20 protein-coding genes are annotated in these 20,461 nt (G+C 36.5%); 11 read left to right on the top strand and 9 right to left on the bottom strand.

Translation table 11 applies throughout. The annotated features are described in order from the left end of the window. Nucleotides 1–46: 46 nt before the first annotated feature. Nucleotides 47–196, bottom strand: coding sequence for a hypothetical protein (locus A6M55_RS17560; RefSeq protein ID WP_229235494.1), 150 nt, complete (start codon nucleotides 194–196; stop codon nucleotides 47–49). A 181-nt stretch (nucleotides 197–377) separates the two neighbouring features. Between A6M55_RS17560 and A6M55_RS08185 the strand changes: the two genes are divergently transcribed. From A6M55_RS08185 to A6M55_RS08175, 3 genes are read left to right on the top strand one after another with little or no spacing between them, the layout of a single operon-like run. Further along, nucleotides 378–1,514, top strand: coding sequence for a cysteine desulfurase family protein (locus tag A6M55_RS08185; protein ID WP_064197191.1), 1,137 nt, complete (start codon nucleotides 378–380; stop codon nucleotides 1,512–1,514). Nucleotides 1,515–1,546: 32 nt separating this feature from the next. After that, nucleotides 1,547–2,659 (top strand): XdhC family protein, encoded by a 1,113-nt coding sequence (locus A6M55_RS08180; RefSeq protein WP_064197190.1) that lies wholly within the window; start codon nucleotides 1,547–1,549, stop codon nucleotides 2,657–2,659. Between the two features lie 60 nt (nucleotides 2,660–2,719). After that, entirely contained in the window at nucleotides 2,720–3,469 is a 750-nt protein-coding gene (locus A6M55_RS08175; RefSeq protein ID WP_064197189.1) for a hypothetical protein, read from the top strand. A gap of 424 nt (nucleotides 3,470–3,893) precedes the next feature. On the opposite strand, the gene A6M55_RS08170 is transcribed toward A6M55_RS08175, so the two are convergent. Further along, a complete protein-coding gene (locus tag A6M55_RS08170; protein ID WP_064197188.1) occupies nucleotides 3,894–6,623 on the bottom strand; it encodes an SUMF1/EgtB/PvdO family nonheme iron enzyme in 2,730 nt (909 codons plus the stop codon). A 128-nt stretch (nucleotides 6,624–6,751) separates the two neighbouring features. On the opposite strand from A6M55_RS08170, the gene A6M55_RS08165 reads away from it, so the two are divergent. Further along, nucleotides 6,752–7,945: a molybdopterin molybdotransferase MoeA gene (locus tag A6M55_RS08165; RefSeq protein WP_064197200.1), complete on the top strand. Its 1,194-nt coding sequence runs from the start codon at nucleotides 6,752–6,754 to the stop codon at nucleotides 7,943–7,945. A gap of 43 nt (nucleotides 7,946–7,988) precedes the next feature. Here the strand turns inward: A6M55_RS08165 and A6M55_RS08160 are convergent, their stop codons facing one another. Together A6M55_RS08160 and A6M55_RS08155 are read right to left on the bottom strand one after the other, a co-directional pair. Then, on the bottom strand, nucleotides 7,989–9,233 hold the full coding sequence (locus A6M55_RS08160; protein WP_064197187.1) for an exo-beta-N-acetylmuramidase NamZ domain-containing protein: 1,245 nt from the start codon (nucleotides 9,231–9,233) through the stop codon (nucleotides 7,989–7,991). Between the two features lie 25 nt (nucleotides 9,234–9,258). Next, nucleotides 9,259–10,065 carry a penicillin-binding transpeptidase domain-containing protein gene (locus A6M55_RS08155; RefSeq protein ID WP_064197186.1) on the bottom strand — a complete coding sequence of 269 codons (807 nt, stop codon included), beginning with the start codon at nucleotides 10,063–10,065 and terminating at the stop codon, nucleotides 9,259–9,261. 152 nt (nucleotides 10,066–10,217) lie between these two features. Here A6M55_RS08155 and A6M55_RS08150 point away from each other — a divergent pair, with 152 nt between their 5' ends. Genes A6M55_RS08150 through folK form a run of 3 tightly spaced genes read left to right on the top strand, consistent with a single transcriptional unit; the run spans nucleotide 10,218 to nucleotide 11,855 of the window. Next, nucleotides 10,218–10,628 carry a hypothetical protein gene (locus tag A6M55_RS08150; RefSeq protein ID WP_064197185.1) on the top strand — a complete coding sequence of 137 codons (411 nt, stop codon included), beginning with the start codon at nucleotides 10,218–10,220 and terminating at the stop codon, nucleotides 10,626–10,628. Continuing rightward, nucleotides 10,609–11,367 carry a geranylgeranylglyceryl/heptaprenylglyceryl phosphate synthase gene (locus A6M55_RS08145; protein WP_064197184.1) on the top strand — a complete coding sequence of 253 codons (759 nt, stop codon included), beginning with the start codon at nucleotides 10,609–10,611 and terminating at the stop codon, nucleotides 11,365–11,367. Before A6M55_RS08150 ends, A6M55_RS08145 begins: the two co-directional genes overlap by 20 nt. Further along, on the top strand, nucleotides 11,364–11,855 hold the full coding sequence (gene folK, locus A6M55_RS08140; RefSeq protein WP_064197183.1) for a 2-amino-4-hydroxy-6-hydroxymethyldihydropteridine diphosphokinase: 492 nt from the start codon (nucleotides 11,364–11,366) through the stop codon (nucleotides 11,853–11,855). The genes A6M55_RS08145 and folK overlap by 4 nt, the downstream gene beginning before the upstream one ends. Here the strand turns inward: folK and A6M55_RS08135 are convergent. After that, nucleotides 11,848–12,591 (bottom strand): bifunctional 2-polyprenyl-6-hydroxyphenol methylase/3-demethylubiquinol 3-O-methyltransferase UbiG, encoded by a 744-nt coding sequence (locus tag A6M55_RS08135; RefSeq protein ID WP_064197182.1) that lies wholly within the window; start codon nucleotides 12,589–12,591, stop codon nucleotides 11,848–11,850. The genes folK and A6M55_RS08135 overlap by 8 nt on opposite strands. Before the next feature lie 117 nt (nucleotides 12,592–12,708). Here A6M55_RS08135 and A6M55_RS08130 point away from each other — a divergent pair, with 117 nt between their 5' ends. Continuing rightward, nucleotides 12,709–13,704, top strand: coding sequence for a toxin-antitoxin system YwqK family antitoxin (locus A6M55_RS08130; protein WP_082892957.1), 996 nt, complete (start codon nucleotides 12,709–12,711; stop codon nucleotides 13,702–13,704). A 111-nt stretch (nucleotides 13,705–13,815) separates the two neighbouring features. Next, nucleotides 13,816–14,436, top strand: coding sequence for a leucyl/phenylalanyl-tRNA--protein transferase (gene aat, locus A6M55_RS08125; protein WP_015028861.1), 621 nt, complete (start codon nucleotides 13,816–13,818; stop codon nucleotides 14,434–14,436). Between the two features lie 33 nt (nucleotides 14,437–14,469). Here aat and A6M55_RS08120 read toward each other — a convergent pair whose 3' ends face one another. Together A6M55_RS08120 and A6M55_RS08115 are read right to left on the bottom strand one after the other, a co-directional pair. Then, nucleotides 14,470–15,852 carry a protein-disulfide reductase DsbD gene (locus tag A6M55_RS08120; protein WP_064197181.1) on the bottom strand — a complete coding sequence of 461 codons (1,383 nt, stop codon included), beginning with the start codon at nucleotides 15,850–15,852 and terminating at the stop codon, nucleotides 14,470–14,472. 134 nt (nucleotides 15,853–15,986) lie between these two features. After that, nucleotides 15,987–16,580, bottom strand: coding sequence for a HupE/UreJ family protein (locus tag A6M55_RS08115; protein WP_064197180.1), 594 nt, complete (start codon nucleotides 16,578–16,580; stop codon nucleotides 15,987–15,989). Between the two features lie 119 nt (nucleotides 16,581–16,699). Between A6M55_RS08115 and A6M55_RS08110 the strand changes: the two genes are divergently transcribed. After that, nucleotides 16,700–17,815 carry an alkane 1-monooxygenase gene (locus A6M55_RS08110; protein WP_015028864.1) on the top strand — a complete coding sequence of 372 codons (1,116 nt, stop codon included), beginning with the start codon at nucleotides 16,700–16,702 and terminating at the stop codon, nucleotides 17,813–17,815. Between the two features lie 72 nt (nucleotides 17,816–17,887). Here the strand turns inward: A6M55_RS08110 and prfB are convergent. Continuing rightward, a protein-coding gene (prfB, locus tag A6M55_RS08105) for a peptide chain release factor 2 (protein WP_156511008.1) occupies nucleotides 17,888–18,962 on the bottom strand; the annotation gives its coding sequence in 2 pieces (ribosomal slippage) (nucleotides 17,888–18,901 and nucleotides 18,903–18,962; 1,074 coding nt in all). A gap of 177 nt (nucleotides 18,963–19,139) precedes the next feature. Next, nucleotides 19,140–19,847: a hypothetical protein gene (locus tag A6M55_RS08100; protein ID WP_064197178.1), complete on the bottom strand. Its 708-nt coding sequence runs from the start codon at nucleotides 19,845–19,847 to the stop codon at nucleotides 19,140–19,142. A gap of 382 nt (nucleotides 19,848–20,229) precedes the next feature. Between A6M55_RS08100 and rpsL the strand changes: the two genes are divergently transcribed. Next, nucleotides 20,230–20,461 (top strand): 30S ribosomal protein S12 (rpsL, locus tag A6M55_RS08095; RefSeq protein WP_064197177.1); only part of this gene is annotated, 232 nt, incomplete at its 3' end.

The following is a 20,461-nucleotide window of genomic DNA, read 5'->3' as shown; positions in this document are numbered from 1 at the left end:
GGTGCATAACTTTTTTCCCTCGAATCATACTAGCTAAAACAGGATTCTAAAATTGTAATGCAACTTTTTCGGCCGATTTGTGGGTTTCATAGATATTTAATTCAGCATTATTCAATGTGTAAGCAGTACGATTCTCAACTAAATCGACTAATTTGCGATTTTGTTGATGATAGCTGATATTAAAATATGGTTCCATTGACCAATTGATAGAATAGTTCTCTTTATTTATACAATTATTTAAACCGAAAACCCGTCTAATGTGTTTTTTATATAAATTTTTAAATAATTGTATTGTACAATTTTGATAAAAAAATAGAAGATAAGATTAATTATCTATTAATTCTTTGAAGTAAAGTAAGATTTACCATTAGTTAGCGATGAAATACCCAATATATATGGACTACAACGCCACAACACCCCTTGATAAAAGGGTGCTTGAAGCAATGATTCCATACCTAACAGAGCATTTTGGAAACGCTGCTAGTCGCTCCCATGCCTACGGTTGGAAAGCGGCTGAGGCGGTAGATGCAGCACGTCAGCAAGTGGCCGATTTGTTGGGTTGTACATCAAAAGAAATTGTTTTTACCAGCGGGGCTACTGAGGCTGTCAATTTGGCGATAAAGGGTGTGTATGAAGCTTTTAGTTCGAAAGGAAATCACATTATTACAATCAAAACAGAGCACAAAGCTGTATTAGATACTTGTCAACATTTAGAAAAATTGGGTGCTGAGATTACCTACTTAGACGTTGATAACGAAGGAAATATTGACTTAGAAAATCTTAAAAATGCCATAAAAAAGCAAACAATTCTGATTTCTGTCATGGGTGCCAATAATGAAATTGGCGTAATTTACCCTATTCAAGAAATTGCTCGAATTGCACATGAAAATGGTATTTTGTTTCATACCGATGCTACCCAAGCGGTTGGTAAAATACCAGTTAATGTAATAGCAGATGAAATAGACCTACTCAACCTTTCTGCCCATAAACTATATGGCCCCAAGGGAGTAGGTGCCTTGTATGTGAGAAAAAAACTAAATATCATTGCTCAACAAGATGGAGGCAAGCATGAGCGTGGCCTTCGTTCGGGTACATTAAATGTTGCAGGAATTGTAGGATTAGGGCAAGCCGCCGAAATAGCCCATCGTGAAGGCCTACAAGAAGCAGAAAAATTACGTTATTTGAGAGATAAACTCGAAGAAGGAATACTTACCCAACTACCACATGCCAAACGAAATGGTAGTAAATTGAAAAGATTATCTAATACAATTAATATTAGTTTTGGGAAATTAGACGGCGAACAATTACTCATGAACCTCAATGAAATCGCAGTATCAAATGGTTCAGCTTGTAATTCGGCCTCAACCGAGCCAAGTTATGTACTCAAAGCTATGGGTCTTGATGATGAGTCGGCTTATAGTTCGGTTAGATTCAGTTTAGGAAGAATGACCCAAGAACAGGATATTGACGTGGCCATTGAGCACGTAGTGAAGGTGGTTAATAAAATGTACTAATATTTCAAGAAATGCCTTTTTATAGAATATACATGAAAGAAATAAAGCAAATAACCGAGGCTTATCAAAATATAGATTTCAGTAAAACTCAAGCCGCACTGGCCACTGTAGTACGTGTGGAAGGCTCTTCTTACCGACGTACAGGAGCAAGAATGTTAGTTTTAGAATCGGGTGAGTGGATTGGCGGTATAAGTGGAGGGTGTTTAGAAGGGGATGCCTTGAAAAAAGCCCGTTTAGCTATGTCACAGAACAAGGCTACGTTGATAACTTACGATACTACTGATGACGACCCCTATCAAATTGGTGTTGGTCTTGGCTGCAATGGAATTATTGATGTTTTGATTACACCTCTAGACCCTCAAAACCTCAATAATGCAGTTAGACAATTACAAAGCTGTATCGACCAACGAACGCCTAATTTGATAGTAACAGTTACACAAATAAGTAAATCAAGAAGTGATATTGCTTTGGGTGATGTTTTTCGATTTGATAATGAAGCTCATTTTACTAAAGTTTTTCCTTTAAAAGAATTGAATGAAGAGCTCGTATCTAGCATTGTAGAAGCACTTGAAACAACCAAATCGGTTTCAAAAGAATATATTCTAGAAGAAGGTACGAAAATTACACTTTTCTTTGAAGTAATTCCGCCAGCCATTCAACTCTACGTTTTTGGAAGTAATTATGATGTTTACCCAATGGTTCGGGTAGCGAAAGAATTAGGTTGGAGAGTTATTGCGGTGTGTAATCCAGCTAAAATGCATCCATCACTTTCACAAATGGCTGATGCGGTCGTGCCGAAAGATTACCAACCCGAAATAGATAAGTTTACGGCAGCAATTTCGATGTGTCATGATTATGAAACTGATTATCGCAACCTTCAAATGCTATTAAATACTGATATTCGTTATATTGGACTTTTGGGGCCGAAGAAACGAACTATCAAAATGTATGACCGTATGGCTGAAGAAAAAATAGAGCTTTTACCAGAACAAGAACAGCGAATTTTTAGCCCTGTAGGCTTGGATATTGGAGCAGCTACTCCCGAAGAAATTGCCCTTTCGGTTTGTGCAGAGGTCAGAGCTTTCTTCTCTAGTAGAGATGGAAGTAGTCTTAAGCTTCGCCCGAAACCCATATACGAAAATTAATTTTGTTCTTAGCGGTAATGATAATACTTTTGCTATTTCCAAAATAGCTAAGACCTTCACATGTCAGCAAACTTTGTCACTTTTTACCTAATAATAGTACTTATCACGGGTCCTTTTTTTCAATATCTCCCAGTGTTTACTTATTTAAGATGGGAAGAAGTTTTATTGGCAAAAGTTCTTAATCAAGCACCAACTATTTTTCTACTCGGTTATTTACTTTTTCCACTAAAGAAAAAAAAGAACTCGAATAAACCCCCATTAATTCTATTCTTACTAAGTAGTATCTTAACGGAGATACATCATTATATCGTACCCCCCGACTATGAATTAATGAGTATCGTTGGAAACAATATCGTTTCTTATAGCATACTTGCATATCTACTTTTCAGCCTTCGAGCTCCTTATAAAGAAATTACTCAGGCTGTTTGGATTTATGCTGCTGGGGTTTCGCTACTAATTTTTGCTTTATTTGGGTTTTCTGTTATTGAGATATTCAAATCCTATATTCCCGATAGACCTTTGCCTTTTTTTATTTTTATCACTTTTATTCTTGTATCAACTTTTATGGTTTTTCTAAGCTTTTTGTTGGCAAAACCATTCAAGAGAACTTGGTTTGAAATTGTCTTAGGAATTATCGCAATGGTTTGCGTCGATATCTATATCTATACTTCTTTTTTTGTATTAAATTCAACCCCAGACCTTGTCTATACTTTTGGAAAGATATTGTCATCAGTAGGTATTCTGCTTGTTGTAGATGGGATTTCCAATCAGAAGCCACAAAATTCTCTTCCTAATTATTTGTTTTCTTAATTATCTAGCTACTCTACTCGAACAGGAATCTGGCGATTTATAGAAAGCCATTGTTGAAATAAAAATTGCCCCTGTTGTATACGGAAAGTTTGAAGGCTTTGCCGAACTAATTGATAAGGTTGAGCACGAAAGTTTTGTATTAAAAGTTACCCCAAACAGAAAATTGGTAATGTAGAGGCTTATGTCAAAATTATGTTGAGTCTTATTGCAAATAATCAAATAGAATTATCATTTAAGGGTGTAGCTAATACACTTACTAATCATTTTTCTACAATTTCGAGAAAGATGTTCAAACTTAATAATCATCTATATTTAGAACGAAGTTTAAATCCTAATAAACAAACGATTAGTTTTCGAGTTTTTTATCTCGAAAACTACCTAAATAGTATTGTTTTCAAGCGAAATTTATCTTAAGACTCAAGGTTTAGTCAGTCACACATCGGAATCCAACCGTTGCATTGCGTTCAAAACCTTCTGAAACTCGTAACAAATGTTGACGATGGGTGAGTTTTTGAGGTCCGCCTTGCACATACCACCAACTTGAGGTAGGTTTAAAAAACGAGCCACCTTTAAGCATGATATACTGATAAGAACCATTCTGATAAACATCGTTCGTGAGTTGCCAAACGCTACCAACCATATCGTTTATTTTTAGTTCACTTGCACCAGTAGGGTGTTGTCCAACTTTGCTAATTTGTCCGTTTCCGTTATTAGTTTTGGTTGAATCAAACGCATTTCCCCAAGGATAAGCTCGTGAGTCGGGATATTGGGCGGCATATTGCCATTCTTTTTCAGTAGGAAGGCGTTTGCCTTTTGATTGGCAATAGCTTTGGGCATCTTGATAGCTTACATAAACAGCAGGATATTTTCCTAAAGTATCAGGTTGTTTGCTCATTTGCCAGTGCTTCAAAAAATTGAGCTTATCAGTTGGTAGGTATTTAGTTTCCGATAAAAACTTCTTAAAATCGGCATTACTTACTAGGTTTTGGTCAATCCAGAAGCTTTTCATGAATTGCGTAGTATTATTTTGTTCGTCAGGATAGAATACAAAATCATCACCCCTTGTAAATGTAAACTTGAAGTTTTGTGCGGGGATTTTTATCATTTTGCTGTAATCAGCCTTGTTTTTTACTTCTGAAATGGCACTAATTAGGCGTGGCGTCCCAGGTTTTACTTCAAAAATTCGTTCATCAATTAAGCGTGCATTATCAAATAATTGAACCACAAATTTCCCTTCGTAGCTACCAAAATAATCTATCAGTTTAAGGCTAAAATTTGTTTTTTTGAAAGATTGATAGCTTTGTTCATAGCTTGGTTTGCCTGCCCATATTCTTACTTCTGTTCCACGTGGTGCATTGATTTTTAGAGAATCTTCGTATAACTGATGGTGAATTTGTAGGAGACTTGGAAATTTCCTGATACAGCCAACTTCTCCTTCATTGTTTGTGCCGAGCCAAGATGCATTAAAGGCCTCGGTTTCAACCTCTATATAGAATTTGCCATCGTTTTGTTTGTTTGGCGAAACTTCTTTATGCTGCCAGAGGTCGATATAATGAAAATCTTTTATAGAATCGACGGCAAATAAAGGGCCTTTAAAACCTTCTGGTATTAGGCTGAAAATGGTATAAATGGCTTCATCGTTATTTTTATGCTTCCATTCGTTTACATAAATCTTGTCTTTGAGCGTAGAAATGAGCGGAACATAGTTTTTTGATTGAAAAAATGCAGAATTTTCACGTAAAATTCTTGATGTTCGACCCAAATAGCGGTACTGTTCATCAAGCCACTCAAGCGGTTTTCCATTTTTAAAAATATTGAGTTCTGTACCATAACCATTAAAAAATGAAGTGGCGAATTCTCTTTTGATAGGTTCGAGGTAAATTTCAGCTACTCGAAAAATAGCGAAGTCTGGGCGTATAAATTTATTGAGGTTCAACAAAGGTGGGTAGTAAAGGGCATTATGAACCCTTCCCGAAATAATTCCCGACATATTCTTCGGCACAGCCATTCCTTCCGAATACATGACTACTCCTTTTCTTACACTATCGGCGGCATTTTGTAGTGCTTTGCTAGATTCGCCTTTTGTATCTAATACCACGCCATCTGCTGAAACAGCCCTTACCAACTCCGCCATGCCATCAAGGTGCCCTTTTTCGCCTTCTTTGGCCGATATTTTGTAGCTTGTACTTTCATCCCAAGGATTATAGCAGATAAAAAACTTCGTATTTTGTTGACGTGAGTATTCGGCCAATGATTTAATTTTAGGCAAACCTCCCGGTAAATCACGAAACATGTCCCATTGATTACGTTGGTCGAGGCCGAGCGTTGGCCAAGTTGGCCAAATACCTACGGCATCATTGCCACCATAAAGTTTTTTGCCATTTTCTAAGAAATTTTTATAGGCTCCGTAGCCTTCTTTGGGTGTATAAAACCATTTATCCCAGACCATTATTAGGTGCATCACGTAGGCATCTCGAATCCATTGCAAATCTTTCCTCAGGTACATCGAGTCATCGAATTTTTCAATATCATATAAATAATTTTCTTGAAAAACCTTTCTGATACCTTCTTGCCAATCACCTTGATAAAAATCAACGTAAAGTTCATAAGTCACAGTTCCTTGCGGAGCAATGATGGTTTCAAACCTTTTGCGAGTTGCTTTTTCCCATGTTTTCCTACGAGTCAGAGCATAAACTTTCTGTTGATTGGTCAGTTCGATGGTAGCATACCCAAGTTCCCAAGCGTTATCGGGTACAATAACATTGACAGGCGTTTTATTAGGTTGAAATAAATGCGTTCTTGAAAGCCAATGGTCGCCCAAACCAGTGATGTACACATGTTTATCCGAAACGCCAAATGGAACGATGTTTCGGAGGTTTAGGGTGTCATTTGAGATGTTTTTGAAAATAATTTTAGCTTTATAGGCATTTCTGAAGCTTCCTTCGCTTATAAAACTAATTTCAAACTTTGTTTGCCAATCTTGGTTTAAGGTATTGGTTAGTTGTTTATTTATCTCGAAAGAAAGTAGAGGAGTTATAGCAGTTGGTGCGTGTTCTGAAATTCTTTTTACTTCGTAATTTTCTAATTTTAATTGTGCCACTTGGCCATGAGTCGCAGCGTATGTGAATAAAATTAAGAGGAAGATTTTTTTCATAGCTTGAAGATTAGGTCACGAATGAAATGAATTTAGTGTTGTTTTACCAAATATTTTCCGAAAAATATGGTAATTTGTTGACTATAAAAAATGTAGATAAAGCCGAAAAGAAAGTTTTATATGAATATATGATAACAGTAGAACAAGCAGAACAGATAATTTTAGAAAATACTATTCAAATTCCCGCCGAAAAAGTAGGCATTAATGATGCTTTGGGAAGAATTTTAGCGGAAGACCTTTGTGCTGACCGAGATTTTCCGCCATTTAATCGAGTGACAATGGATGGAATTGCCATCAGATTCGAGCAATGGCGTAGTGGACAAACTGCGTTTTCCATCGAAGCAACGGCGGCAGCGGGGAACCCTGAAAAAACTTTAGGAAATAATCAAAATTGTATAGAAGTAATGACTGGTGCGATGTTGCCAGTGAATACTGATACCGTAATTCGTTACGAAGATTTGTCAATCAAAGACAAGGTGGCTACGATTACAGTCGATAATTTATTGGTTGGACAAAATATTCACCTACAAGGCTCTGACCGAAAAAACGGTGATATAATTGTACCTAAAGGAAGAAAAATATCAGCAGCTGAAATCGGTGTGGCGGCAACCATAGGGAAGGCTGAAATTTTGGTTCAAAGAAAACTACGTGCGGTGGTAATTTCAACTGGGGAAGAGATTGTGCCCATCACCGAAACGCCGCTTCCACACCAAATTCGTACATCGAATGGTTATGCTTTACAAGCTTGTTTGAAAAACTGGGGACTTGAAACGGAAAATGTGTTATTGCCAGATGACCAAGCTATTATTGAATCGAAGATAGCTGAGTTTATGGAAACATTCGATGTGTTGATTTTGAGCGGCGGTGTTTCGGCAGGGAAATTTGACTTTGTGCCGCAAGCTCTTGAAAATCAAGGTGTTAAAAAGCTGTTTCATAAAGTTTCGCAAAGACCAGGAAAACCTTTTTGGTTTGGAAAATCTGCTAAAGGATCATCCGTTTTTGCTTTGCCGGGTAATCCAGTTTCTACCTTCATGTGTTTAAATCGGTATTTCAAAAAATGGCTTGATGCCTCACAAGGCATTGAAAATGAGCAGTTAATGGCCGAATTAGCTGAGGATTTTACATTCAAACCCGAGCTAACCTTTTTCTTGCAAGTAAAATTGTCATATTCGCTAACCGGCAAAATTTTAGCAAGCCCTGTTGAGGGTCACGGCTCAGGCGATTTAGCAAATTTAGTTGAAGCTGATGCTTTTCTAGAATTGCCGCTTGAACGTAGTTTCTTTAATAAAGGAGAAGTTTTTAAGGTGTTTATGTATCGTTAAAATAGTTGAGGCACACACAAGGTGTGCCTCAACTATTTTAAGTTTAAGGATAAATCAAATATTTCTTTCTTTTAACTTTAAATTCACTCAGACCGGGCTCCCAACTTTTTCTGATTTCTGCTTCCGAGATGCCATCAATAATTTGTTGTTTGAATTTCTCGGTTCCTGCCAGTTTATTAATATCGCCCATTTGTTTGCTTTGAGTTCGGTCGAAAAACTTGTCTTTATATGGGTAGGCTTTATAAAGTTCCATCATCCATGATAGATTAAGTTGCTTGCTTTTTCGTAGGGTATTTATATCATATTTTCTCAAATCAAGTCCAAAACATTCTTCATTTTGGTGAAGTGGGGTTTCGCTCATGCCTTGAATACTTACGGGTTTAAAGCTGAAATCGTATTTGCCTTTTAGGGCTGGAGCTCCCAAAACAGTAAACGGAATGTAGGTTCCACGCCCTTGGCTAATAATGGTTCCCTCAAACAAACAAACACTCGGATAAAGCATAATAGATTGTTGAGAATTGAGGTTTGGCGATGGAAAAACTGGTAAATCGTAAGGCATTTCGTGGCTGTAGTTGGCCATTTTAATAACACGAATTTTGCATTGACGCTTATTCGGAATCCAACCTTCACCATTAATCATTTGAGCAAATTCTCCCATTGTAAGACCATGAGCAATCGGAATTGGGAAAATACCGATACCTGAATATAAATGCTCTTCTAAAATGGGGCCATCAACCAAATACCCATTTGGGTTCGGGCGGTCTAAAACGATAAGTTCCTTGTTAAATTCCGCACAAGATTCCATCACGTGGGCAAGTGTGTTGATATAAGTATAGAATCTGGCTCCTACATCTTGTATGTCAAAAATCATCACATCAACATCTTCTAAATGTTCTTTGGTTGGGCGTTTAATTTTGCCATAAAGTGAAATAATCGGAATACCCGTTTTGGCATCAACTTCATTATTTACCTTCGCACCATTACTGGCATTGCCACGGAAACCATGTTCGGGTCCAAAAACCTTCACAATATTCACACCTAAACTTAGTAAACTATCTACGCTTGGCTTTTTACCAATAATTGAAGTTTGATTGACGACCATGGCCACTCGTTTGCCCTTAAGAAGTGGCAAATAGGCCGAAATTTGGTCGGCACCAGTTATGATTTCTTTTTTAGCTACACTAACTGAAGATGAGTTATCGGCTAATAATTGCTTTTTATTACAAGCAAATAAAAGTACAACGGCTAATTGTAGGGCAAGAAAAATGTTTAAAAGAGGGTTTTTCATAGAGTTTAATAGAAATTGTTGATATCTAATTAATCGCGTTTATTTGTTTCAGAATCTTTCGTGTGATAGTCTTGCGGCATTGGCCAAAATCTGGGTTTACTTCACTACGTTTTTTTGCTATTCGAGTGGCGAAAAAGTAAGTGTTGTTGTTTTTTTCGAGGTATCCAACCCACCAACCAGAGTCAATACCGCCGTCACGTGTCCAACCAGTTTTTGAACGAATCGTATAGTCAGGTGTTTGCTCAGTAATCATTACTTTTTTCAAAATCTCATAGTTTCGCTTAGAAAAAGGCAGTTTTTCTTCATAAACATCTCTTAGAAATGTTATTTGGTTTTTAGGCGAAATAACAAATTTGCCAAAATTCCAAAAGTCAACACCTTTTTCTGATAAATCAGCATTTCCATAATGACAGGCTTTTAGGTATTTTAGATAATTTTTTCTACCTATCTTCTTGGCCAATTCAATAAAAACCCAGCCTGCTGATACTTCGAAAGCTTCTTTCACACTCATATCATGGTAGATTTCTGGTCGATAGCCATAAAGCGTAGTGTCAGTTTTTCCAACCCATTTAATTACTTGATTCTCGTCTGAAATTACTTTTGTTTCTAAGGCAATCAATAAATTAATAATTTTGAATGTGGAAGCAGGTAAACTTTCTTTTTGTGCATCAAGCGAATCAGAATAAATCCAACGTTTATTTTGATAATCATAAATAGTAGTACTTCCTTTGATTTGACATTTTTCAAAAGCGTGTTGAAAGTTGCTCTGAGCTGTCAAATGGAAACTAAGGCTTAGACAATAAAGAAAAATAAGTAGGCGGATGATTTTCATTTGAAAGATTTAAGCATGCTGTCAAAACGAAACCAAAACTACCATTTTATCATTAATTATTGGTGTTTTTCTAAGTATAAGTTCATAAAACCTAATAACGCTTTTCATTTTTGGGCATTTTTCAATACTTTTGAATAAAAATTTCGTCTAACTTGAAAACATCAAAAGAAGGCATTATTGAAGTTCCAGTGGTTCCACCCAAAGGTGCAAGCCGTGAAGAACGTAAGGAGTTTTTGCAGGAATCGGCCAATAAATATCTAGAGGCTATCGAAACGCAATTGGGGGATTTGAAAAAAGTAGGAAAAAATGCTTTAATCATTGGTGGTGTAATTGTAGCTGCCTATGCGATTACTGAGCTTCTACTTCCTTCGAATAAGGTAAAGACTTTACCCACTCCAAAGCCAATTGCTGAAGAAGACGATGAAAATGAAGATTCGTTTGTTTGGGATGCCCTTAAAGGCGTCGCAACCTCGGTCTTATTGACTATTGCTAAAAATAAGCTCCTCGAAATAATTGATTCTTATACTACCGAATCCACAGAAAATGTCGGGACCAATTCTTGATAAAATATATCTCAACAAACAACTACACAAAAAATCATTGGCTGTTTTACTCGACCCTGATAAAGTTGAGTTGGAAACTTTCGATGTATTCTTGTTAGACTGTGTGGAAAACCATGTGGATTATTTTTTAATAGGGGGAAGTCTAATTACAAATAACATTATGGGCGAGATGATTGCTATTATTCGTCAGAAGACAAATATTCCAGTAATTATTTTTCCGGGAAATAGCCTTCATGTTGAGCCCAATGCCGATGGAATTTTACTTCTATCTTTAATTTCTGGTAGAAATCCCGAGTATTTAATTGGTCAGCACGTAATTGCTGCACCATCTCTTCGTAAAAGCGGTTTAGAAATTCTTTCAACGGGTTATATTTTGGTTGATAGCGGCCGCCAAACTACGGTTTCTTATATTAGTAATACGACACCTATTCCGCACGATAAGCCCGATGTGGCAGCTTGTACGGCGATGGCGGGCGAAATGCTAGGTCAGAAACTTATGTATTTAGATGGTGGAAGTGGGGCATTATATCCTGTTTCTGCTAAAATGATTAAGAAAGTGAGAACTTCTATTGATTTACCACTCATTGTTGGTGGAGGAATCAATTCTACTGAAAAGGCCTCTGCTGCCCTCGAAGCAGGAGCTGATATTATTGTCATTGGTAATGCTTTTGAGAAAAACCCTGCTTTATTGACTGAAATTGCCGAGGTCGTTCAAAACTTTAATTTATCTGTTGCTTGAAACCACACAAAGTTTTTCTTGGATTAGGCTCAAATTTAGGTAATCGTGAAGAAAATTTACGAAATGCCATTATTCGTATCAGAGATATAATCGGAGCTATTACGCAAGAATCGGGCATTTACGAAACTGCTGCTTGGGGCTTAACCGACCAAAATGCTTTCTTGAATCAAGTAATTGCCATCGAGACCAGCTATTCACCCATCGCAGTATTACATCTCATTCTTCGTATTGAGCGTGAAATGGGTCGAATTAGAGAGGTAAAATGGGGGGCTCGTATCATTGATATTGATATTCTTTACTACGATGACGAGATGATTTTAACCGAAAATCTTAGTATTCCCCACCCATTTATTCAAGAACGTAAGTTTGTGTTAGTTCCTTTGTGTGAAATATCTCCCGAAAATATCCACCCTAAACTCAAGCAAACTAATCATCAATTATTATTGGCGTGCCAAGATTCGGGTGAAGTGAATAAGGTTATTAATTGAGGCAAATATCTAGCTTTTCGGCAATAAATATCATTCTATCAGAGTTTTGCTCATCAAAAGTTTCGAGGTGATAATTTCCCAAAACTTCTTTACAAATCAATCCTGCTTTTTTAAAATAAGCTTTAAAATCTTCTTGCGTGAGAATTTTCACCCGTTCTTGAAACTGATGATGCGAACCCTCAAAGTCGAAATCAATATTTTTTACGATAAACCCCGCTTCAATTTGTTTTGTAATGATAAACTTGATTCCTTCCACCTCTTTTTCATAATGTTTTGAGAGATTATTGATAGCTTTTGTACAATTGATATAATCAAGTACAAGTTTACCTCCTGATTTTAAATTATCGGCTACTGCATTTATGGCTCGAAAATTGTCTTGGTCATCATCGAAATACCCAAAGCTTGTGAATAAATTCAGTACAAAATCGAAAGTGTTTGGGCGAAAACACGTACGCATATCATGAACAAAAAAATGCAGATGTTCGTTAGCAGATTGATTAGCCGATTCGATATTATTGCGAGATAAATCAAGCCCAATTACATGATAGTCTTTTGAATTGAGGTAAATGGCGTGCCGGCCTTTACCACAAGCAAGGTCGAGAAATGATTGAGTCTTTTGAAAATTGAGCTTTTTTTCGAGATTATCAATAAGCATTTTTGCCTCGTCTTGGCAACGGCTTTTGTAGAGTTGATGATAAAAAGAAGTATCGAACCATTCTGTAAACCACTCTTTCATTATCTTTATATCAATTTATGAATGCGGGAGTAAGAGGAAATAAATCCCACATTTCAATTTTTAATTAGATTTATCGTTATAAATAGAATAGCAAAATTACTGCCATTATCACCGAAAATGAAACTTTACTATAAAATATACCGCTTAACTTTTATTTCGTGCCTATTTTTCACTTCAACATCGTTGATTTTCGCACAATCAACCGATGTAGTTCCAAAAGCGAAACGCAAGGGCGAAAAAGGTTATGAAAAAGAGACAATTCAAGAAAAGCTTGATAGGCTTCCGGTTGGGGTAACAACTCCAAGGGCTTCGGCATCTTTACCCGGGGGAACGAATATTTCAAACATAGATGATGCGAAAAAATTTGCTACTGAAACTTTACCAGATTTAGGCTTAAAACTCAAAAAGACCATTAAAGATGTTCAGAAAGAGATAAAAACTATGAAGCATGAGTTTAATGGTAAAGATTACGAGGGAATAAAGGTAACTAAACAACTGATTAGACAAGGTACGGGTAATAACCTAACGTTCTTAGAATTTTATACGTTGAAAGACTTTTCCCAGCCGAATCCATACAATAGACATTTATATTGGTATGACCGCAAAGCCAATAAAATTGTAGAGGGACTCGGCCGTGACCGTGCTACGAATGATTTAATGCATGGCCCTTATAAAAAATACCTAGGCGATTTAGTTGTTGAAGAAGGCTGGTACTATCTCGGGGCAAAAGATGGGCGTTGGGAGCTCTATGATAAGAATTATAACTTACTCAACAAAGAGTATTATGAGCGTGGTTTTTATCAAGATTCAGAAATTTCATATTTCGATGAAAGAAAAACAAAAATAAAGGAGGTGATTCCCAAACTATATGGAAAGGTTACGGGTGAGTATCTATTATTTAATGAAAGTGGTACTTTGGCCGAGCAGGGTATGATGGATGATAGCGTGAAAGTAGGCCGCTGGGTAGAGTATTATCCGACAGGAAATCGTAGAAGAAAAGAAGTACAATACGGTAAAGACTGCTACGATACTACTTTCGAATCGTATGTGGTTTATGAATATGATGAGAGAGGTAGAATTACTTTTGAATCGCCAAAAATTAAAAAGAACTGATAATAAGAGAGTTATTATTTTAGCGACGATTAGATTCAAAACCTTAACAACGTTAATTTTTATGTCTCAAATTTTTCATTAACTTTGCTTACATACAGCTTAGTTTTTTGAATGGCCAAACTTTCGCCCGACGACTTAATTTATGGATATATTAATGGCATTTTTCCGATGGCCGATACCGATGGTACATTATACTGGTACTCTCCCGACCCCCGTGCCATTATTCCCCTTGATACTTACAAGCCAGCGAAATCTCTTCGCCCAATATTGAACAAAAACTATTTCGAAATACGCTTTAATCATGATTTCGAAGGAGTGATGCGTGGTTGTGCAGATGCCAGAAGCGACTCAGATGAGACTTGGATTTCTGATGAAATTATTGAAGCATATTCTGGTTTAAATGCTATGGGGCTTGCTCATAGTGTGGAAGCTTACTTAGATAATGAGTTGGTGGGTGGCTTATATGGGGTTGCTATTGGTGCTGTCTTTTTTGGCGAATCAATGTTTTATCGAGTGCCTAATGCCTCAAAAGTTGCTTTTCATTATTTAATCGAAACTCTTCGTCAGCAGGGTTTCGAATTACTTGATACCCAGTTTATTAATGATAATGTAAAGCGTTTTGGTGCAATTGAAATACCGAAAGCCAAATATTTGAATTTACTAAGAAATGCCGTTACTAAAAAGGCTCGATTTACAGAAGTTGAAGTTGAGCATTTATTTGGAAGAAAATAAAAAGAGCCTCTCCGTTAATGAGAGGCCTTTTGTTTATTTATTTTTTTCGAAATTACTTATACCTTCATTCAGAAACTTCAAAAAGTTTTCTTTTGATGAATAGCCAATGGGCTGTTTTACAATCAACTTGCCATTAGAGTCTTCAATTACATAATACGGTTGGGCATTATTATTATATTTCACAATCTCTAAATCCATATTTTTATCGCCCACAGTTACTTTCAATTCATCATCATATTTCGAAGTAAATTGTTTCTCTTTGGGGAGCTCTTTTTTATCATCAACATATAAGGAGGCAATCACAAAATCGTTTTTTAATTTCTCCAAAACCTCTGGTTGTGGCCAAACGTTTTCTTCCATTTTTCGACAATTGGCACAAGCATAACCCGTAAAGTCAATAAACAATGGTTTTCCAACTTCTTTTGAATAGGCCAAGGCATCATCATAATCATAAAACCCTTTTAAATCATGGGGTAAATTTCTGAGTTTAGAGCCATCAGCAACGGTTGTTGCAATAGTTTTAGGCGGTAAAAGACCCGACAAAAGACTTAATTCTTTACCATGGGTTACGCCCGGAACCATGTAGCCTGCAAAAGCCAAAAATAATAAACCAAAAAATATGCGTTGCGGAGCGTATTTCTGCACTTTGCTATCTTTAGGCAAACGAATAATTCCGAAAATATACAGTCCAATGGCGGCAAAAATGATAATCCAGATAACTAAAAATAGATTTCTTGAGATGTAATTAAAATGGTAAGTAAGGTCGATATTACTCAAAAATTTAAGTGCCAAGGCAAATTCCAAAATACCAAAAACGGCTTTCATTTCATTCATCCAACCACCTGATTTCGGTAAACTCTTCAACCATTGTGGAAACATAGCTAAAGAAGTAAAAATTACTCCAAATGGTAGGCCAAATGCCAACATTCCCCAAAGCGGACGCCATACTTCGCCTTTCGCTGCCATAATAAGCAATGAACCTACAAATGGAGCTGTACAAGAGAAAGAAACAACCACTAAAGTAAGAGCCATAAAGAAAATTCCAACCAAACCACCACGCTCCGACATACGGTCTATGTTATTAACCACGTTGTGTGGCAATACAATTTCAAATGCCCCTAAAAGCGATACCCCAAAAATGATGAAGATAACAAAAAATATAAGATTAGGAACCCAGTGTGTACTGATAAAGTTTAAAAATGGTGCTCCAAAAACAGTAGCTACTAAACCAATAATCCCAAATACAAACATAATTGAAAGTCCATAAAACATGGCTTTTCGAGTGCCTTGCGATTGTTTGGTGAAGAAACTTACCGTCATGGGCATAATTGGGTAAATACACGGCATAAAGATGGCGGCAAAGCCCGCAAAGAACGCCGTCAGGAGAAAACCAATAAGAGATGTACTTTCTTGCATTAACAAAATTAGATTTGATGATGACTATTTTTTTAGATAACACAAATTTGATGCAAAAGTGCCTGCATTATCTAACGAATTAAGTTTTTTTGAAAAAATAAGTCAAATAGAAGTGTTATTTACCGAAAAAACCTTTAAAAATACCATTTTTCGGTCATAAGTTTGAAGGCTACCCCAGCCACAAAAGCTGATAAAAGAAGATTCCAAGTATGTTTGCGAATCTTAAAACCATCTAAAACTAAAAAGGAAGTGGCCATCGTAATGCCTACGATGATTAATTGGCCAAATTCAAGCCCGATATTAAAAGCTAATAGTTGGAGAATAATACTTTGGTCTTTGCCTAAAAGACTTTTTAGATAACTTGAAAAGCCCATTCCGTGAATAAGCCCAAACATCATAGCAATGAAATATCTTATACGAGAAAACTCCTCAGGATTGAGCACGCTATCAGAACTTTTATGAAATAAATTTGAGAAGCACGTGATAATAATTGTTACTGGAATTAGAAATTCAATCAACGTAGAATCATACTCAATCATATTGAGTGCAGCTAATGCAAGGGTTACGGAATGGCCAACTGTAAAGGCTGTTACGAGATATAATACTCTCTTCCAATCAGTAACTCGATATATTGCACAAAGAGCCACAACAAATAAGATGTGGTCATAGCCATTCAAATCTGTAATGTGTTGATAGCCAAGTTGTAAGTAAACCAAAAACTCGCTCATGATTAGGGATTCCGCATTTTTATCCTATCTAAATATTAATGTTTATGGTAGGATTATTCCAACAAAATGATAAGATTTGTATTGTTTGTTTTAAAGTTACAACGAAAAATTAGTAAACCATGGGTATCAGAAAAAAAATCGGTTTTGCATGGGGCTATTCTTTCATTGCCTTCTACATCTTAGGTTATTATTTTATTACACCAAATTGGACATATTTTGTATTCATTTATGCCTATGGTTTAATACCCATTCTTGATGAAATTGTGAGTAGAGATTCGCAAAATGCGAGTGCTGATGAGTTTGAAAAACTAATCAAAGACCGCTATTTCGATTTTCTAGTTTATTCACATGTTTATATTCAATACTTTATCCTTGCGTGGGGTTGTTATATTCTTACTCACGATAAACTTACTTGGTATCAGATTTTAGGGCTAATGCTTAGCCAAGGAGTTTATGCATCGACTATCATTAATGTGGCACATGAACTAGGGCATCGGGTAAGTCCAATTGCACAGTTTCACGCTCGTGCAGCTTTGATTTCAGTTTGCTATATGCATTTCTTTGTAGAGCATAATCGTGGGCATCATGTGCACGTCGCTACTCCTCTTGACCCTGCGACTGCTCGTAAAAATCAAACAGTTTTTAGTTTTTGGCGGCAAAGTGTGATAGGAGGCTTTAAAAGTGCATGGAAAATCGAGAAAAAACTGCTTCAGAAAAACAATAAGAGTATTTGGAGTATTAGTAATGAAATGATTTGGGCGGTAGTATTGCCAATTCTTCTTTGTGCTTTGTTTACAGCCCTTTTCAGTGAGTCTATGCATAAAATTGCTTGGATTGTCTTACTGTTTTTTGTTGTACAAAGCATCATAGCAATTTTATCCTTAGAATGTGTCAATTACATCGAACATTATGGAATTTTGCGAAAACAGCTCGAAAATGGGCGTTATGAAAAAGTAAACCCACTTCACTCGTGGAATGCTAATCATTATTATAGTAATGTATTGCTTTTTAATTTACAACGACACTCTGACCACCATGCTTATGCTGCTCGACCTTATCAAGTATTGAGGCATTTTGATGAAAGCCCACAATTGCCATTTGGTTATACGATGATGATTCTGATGTCGCTTGTGCCACCTATTTGGTTTAAAATAATGAATAGACGTTTAGAAGAGTGGCAGCAAAATAGTGTAGATACAGAACATATTATTAAAGTAGTCAAGCAGTTTGCTTGAAAAAAGAAGGATATCATTTGAACGTCGGCAGGGTTTTAAACCCTGCCGACGTTGGCAGAAATCACCATATTATTAATTTGCCATTAAATAGCCTTTGATAAAATCATCAATGTCGCCATTTAATACAGCTTCAGTATTTGAAGTTTGAATATTGGTTCGGTGGTCTTTCACACGGCGGTCATCTAATACATAACTACGAATTTGTGAGCCCCACTCAATTTTCATTTTTCCAGCTTCAGTTTCCGCTTTCAAAGCATTGCGTTTATCTACTTCTAATTGGTAAAGTTTCGAGCGTAACATCTGCATCGCACGTTCTTTATTGCCTAACTGACTACGTTCAACCTGACATACAACAACAATGCCCGTAGGTTTGTGAGTCAATTGTACTTTGGTTTCAACCTTGTTTACGTTCTGTCCACCCGCACCACCTGAGCGTGAAGTTTGGATTTCAATATCAGCATCACGAATTTCGATATTAATCGTATCATCAACTAATGGCGAAACAAAAACTGAAGAAAATGACGTATGGCGGCGAGCATTTGAGTCGAATGGAGAAACCCTAACTAAGCGATGTACCCCGTTTTCAGATTTCAAGAAGCCATAAGCCATTGGTCCATCAATTTGTAAAGAAACTGATTTTACGCCAGCAGTATCACCATCTTGATAATCAAGTTCAGAAACTTTATACCCTTTCTTATTAGCCCACATCATATACATACGCATGAGCATGCTTGTCCAGTCTTGGCTTTCCGTACCACCTGCACCTGCATTAATCTCAAGAATGGCACTCATTTGGTCTTCCTCGTTCGATAGCATGCGTTTCAACTCCAATTCTTCAATAATTGTAGTCACTTTCGCACCTTCTTCATCAACCTCTTCTTCACTAACCTCACCAGCTTCATAAAACTCGAAGAGTGTTTCGAGGTCGCCGATAGCTGTATCGGCATTTTCATATCCGGTTGTCCAACCTTTCAAAACACGTACTTGTTTCATCACGTTTTCAGCTTTGGCAGCATCTGTCCAAAACTCAGGTTGAGCAGTTTGTTGTTCTAAATCATCGAGTTGTTCTTTCTTACTATCGTAGTCAAAGATACCCCCTCAAGGCCGCCAATCTGGCCTTTAACTCCTTCAATTGTTCGGTAGTCATAGTATTTGTGAATGAATGATTTTGTTTATGAGAAATGAGCATTTCTCAAATGAGGTGCGAAATTACTGATAATTGCTTAGAAAACAGCGGATTAGATAAATAAAAGAGATTTGAGTGGTAGGAAGTAGAGAAAAAACCAACTCTTATTCTCAAAGAGCTGGTTTTCTTGGTTAGACTCTAAAGAGTGGCTTTCTCTTTGATATAAACACTTATTTTATCATAGTATAAAACACTTAGACCTTCAAAACCAGAATCAGTGCCTACACAAAGCCAAATTTCGCCTTTTTCGTTAGGTTTTACTGTGACCAATTTTCCAGTATTGTTTCTATTCACAACTTTAAAACCCGGTTCGGAAAGGCCGTTTGAAGCATCGCCGATGGTAATTAGCTCTTTTCCTCCTTCTGCTTGATTTCCTTTATCAAGATTAAACTTATAAAAGTCTCCCTCTAAATATTTATTTGGTTCTTTGGAAGATGCACCAGCCTTTACATAAACTGAGCTGCCAGGAGAGCCACCAATTCCGACGCTATTGGCATGAAAATAAGTACCTAATTCAATATTGAAGAAAACCTCATAGGTTTTTTGACTATTCAAACCACTGATTTTTTTCTTTGCATACATAAACATATCGTCGCTACGATTATGGCTTTGTACGCGTAAACCTTTTTTGGTTGAATCGGAAGGGATTTTTTCAACACCATACTTGAATTCTATCGAACTACTATCTATTGAAGTATTGTATTCTGCCAAATCTACAATCCAACCCTCAAAGCCATTTTCAAAACTTGAAAATACGCTAACCTGATTACTAACTTCTGCTTTATCGCATGCTAATGTAAGAACCGATGCTAAAGCAATACAACTATACGAAACCCACTTATTCATAATTTATTTAATTTGTTTTGTGTTGATTAAATTTTCTGACCGGTCATAAAAAGAGATTCAGATGTTGCTGAAATAGTTGGAAGTAGCAAACATAAAATGAGCCGTAGAATAATGAATTGTAATCTAAAAAATTGATTATCAGGCTTGTAATAAGTAGTTTTTTCTATGATTTTAGTGAAGAAAAACACAGTTTTTCATGTGAGACTAAGTGGTTAGAGATGTACCAAACTCATTCTATTTACTTCAAATTTGAGCTTTTACAAACAAAATCTCAATAAATCAATAATATCTTCCAAAAAAGTTTTTCTTTTCATTAAAAAACTTGTACCTTTGCAGCCCTAATTGGAAATTAGTATCTAAACGAAAACAATTATTTAAAAAAATGCCTACTATACAACAGTTAGTAAGAAACGGCAGAGAACAAATGACTTGGAAATCTAAGTCTCCGGCGTTGGATTCATGTCCACAACGTCGTGGCGTTTGTACTCGTGTTTACACTACGACTCCAAAGAAGCCAAACTCAGCACTTCGTAAAGTTGCTCGTGTTCGCTTAACAAACCAAAAAGAAGTAAATGCCTACATCCCAGGTGAAGGACACAACTTACAAGAGCCTC

It is taken from the genome of Emticicia sp. MM, assembly GCF_001649495.1.
Note: the sequence above shows the minus strand (reverse complement) of the source record. Positions and strands in the feature narration are given on the sequence as shown.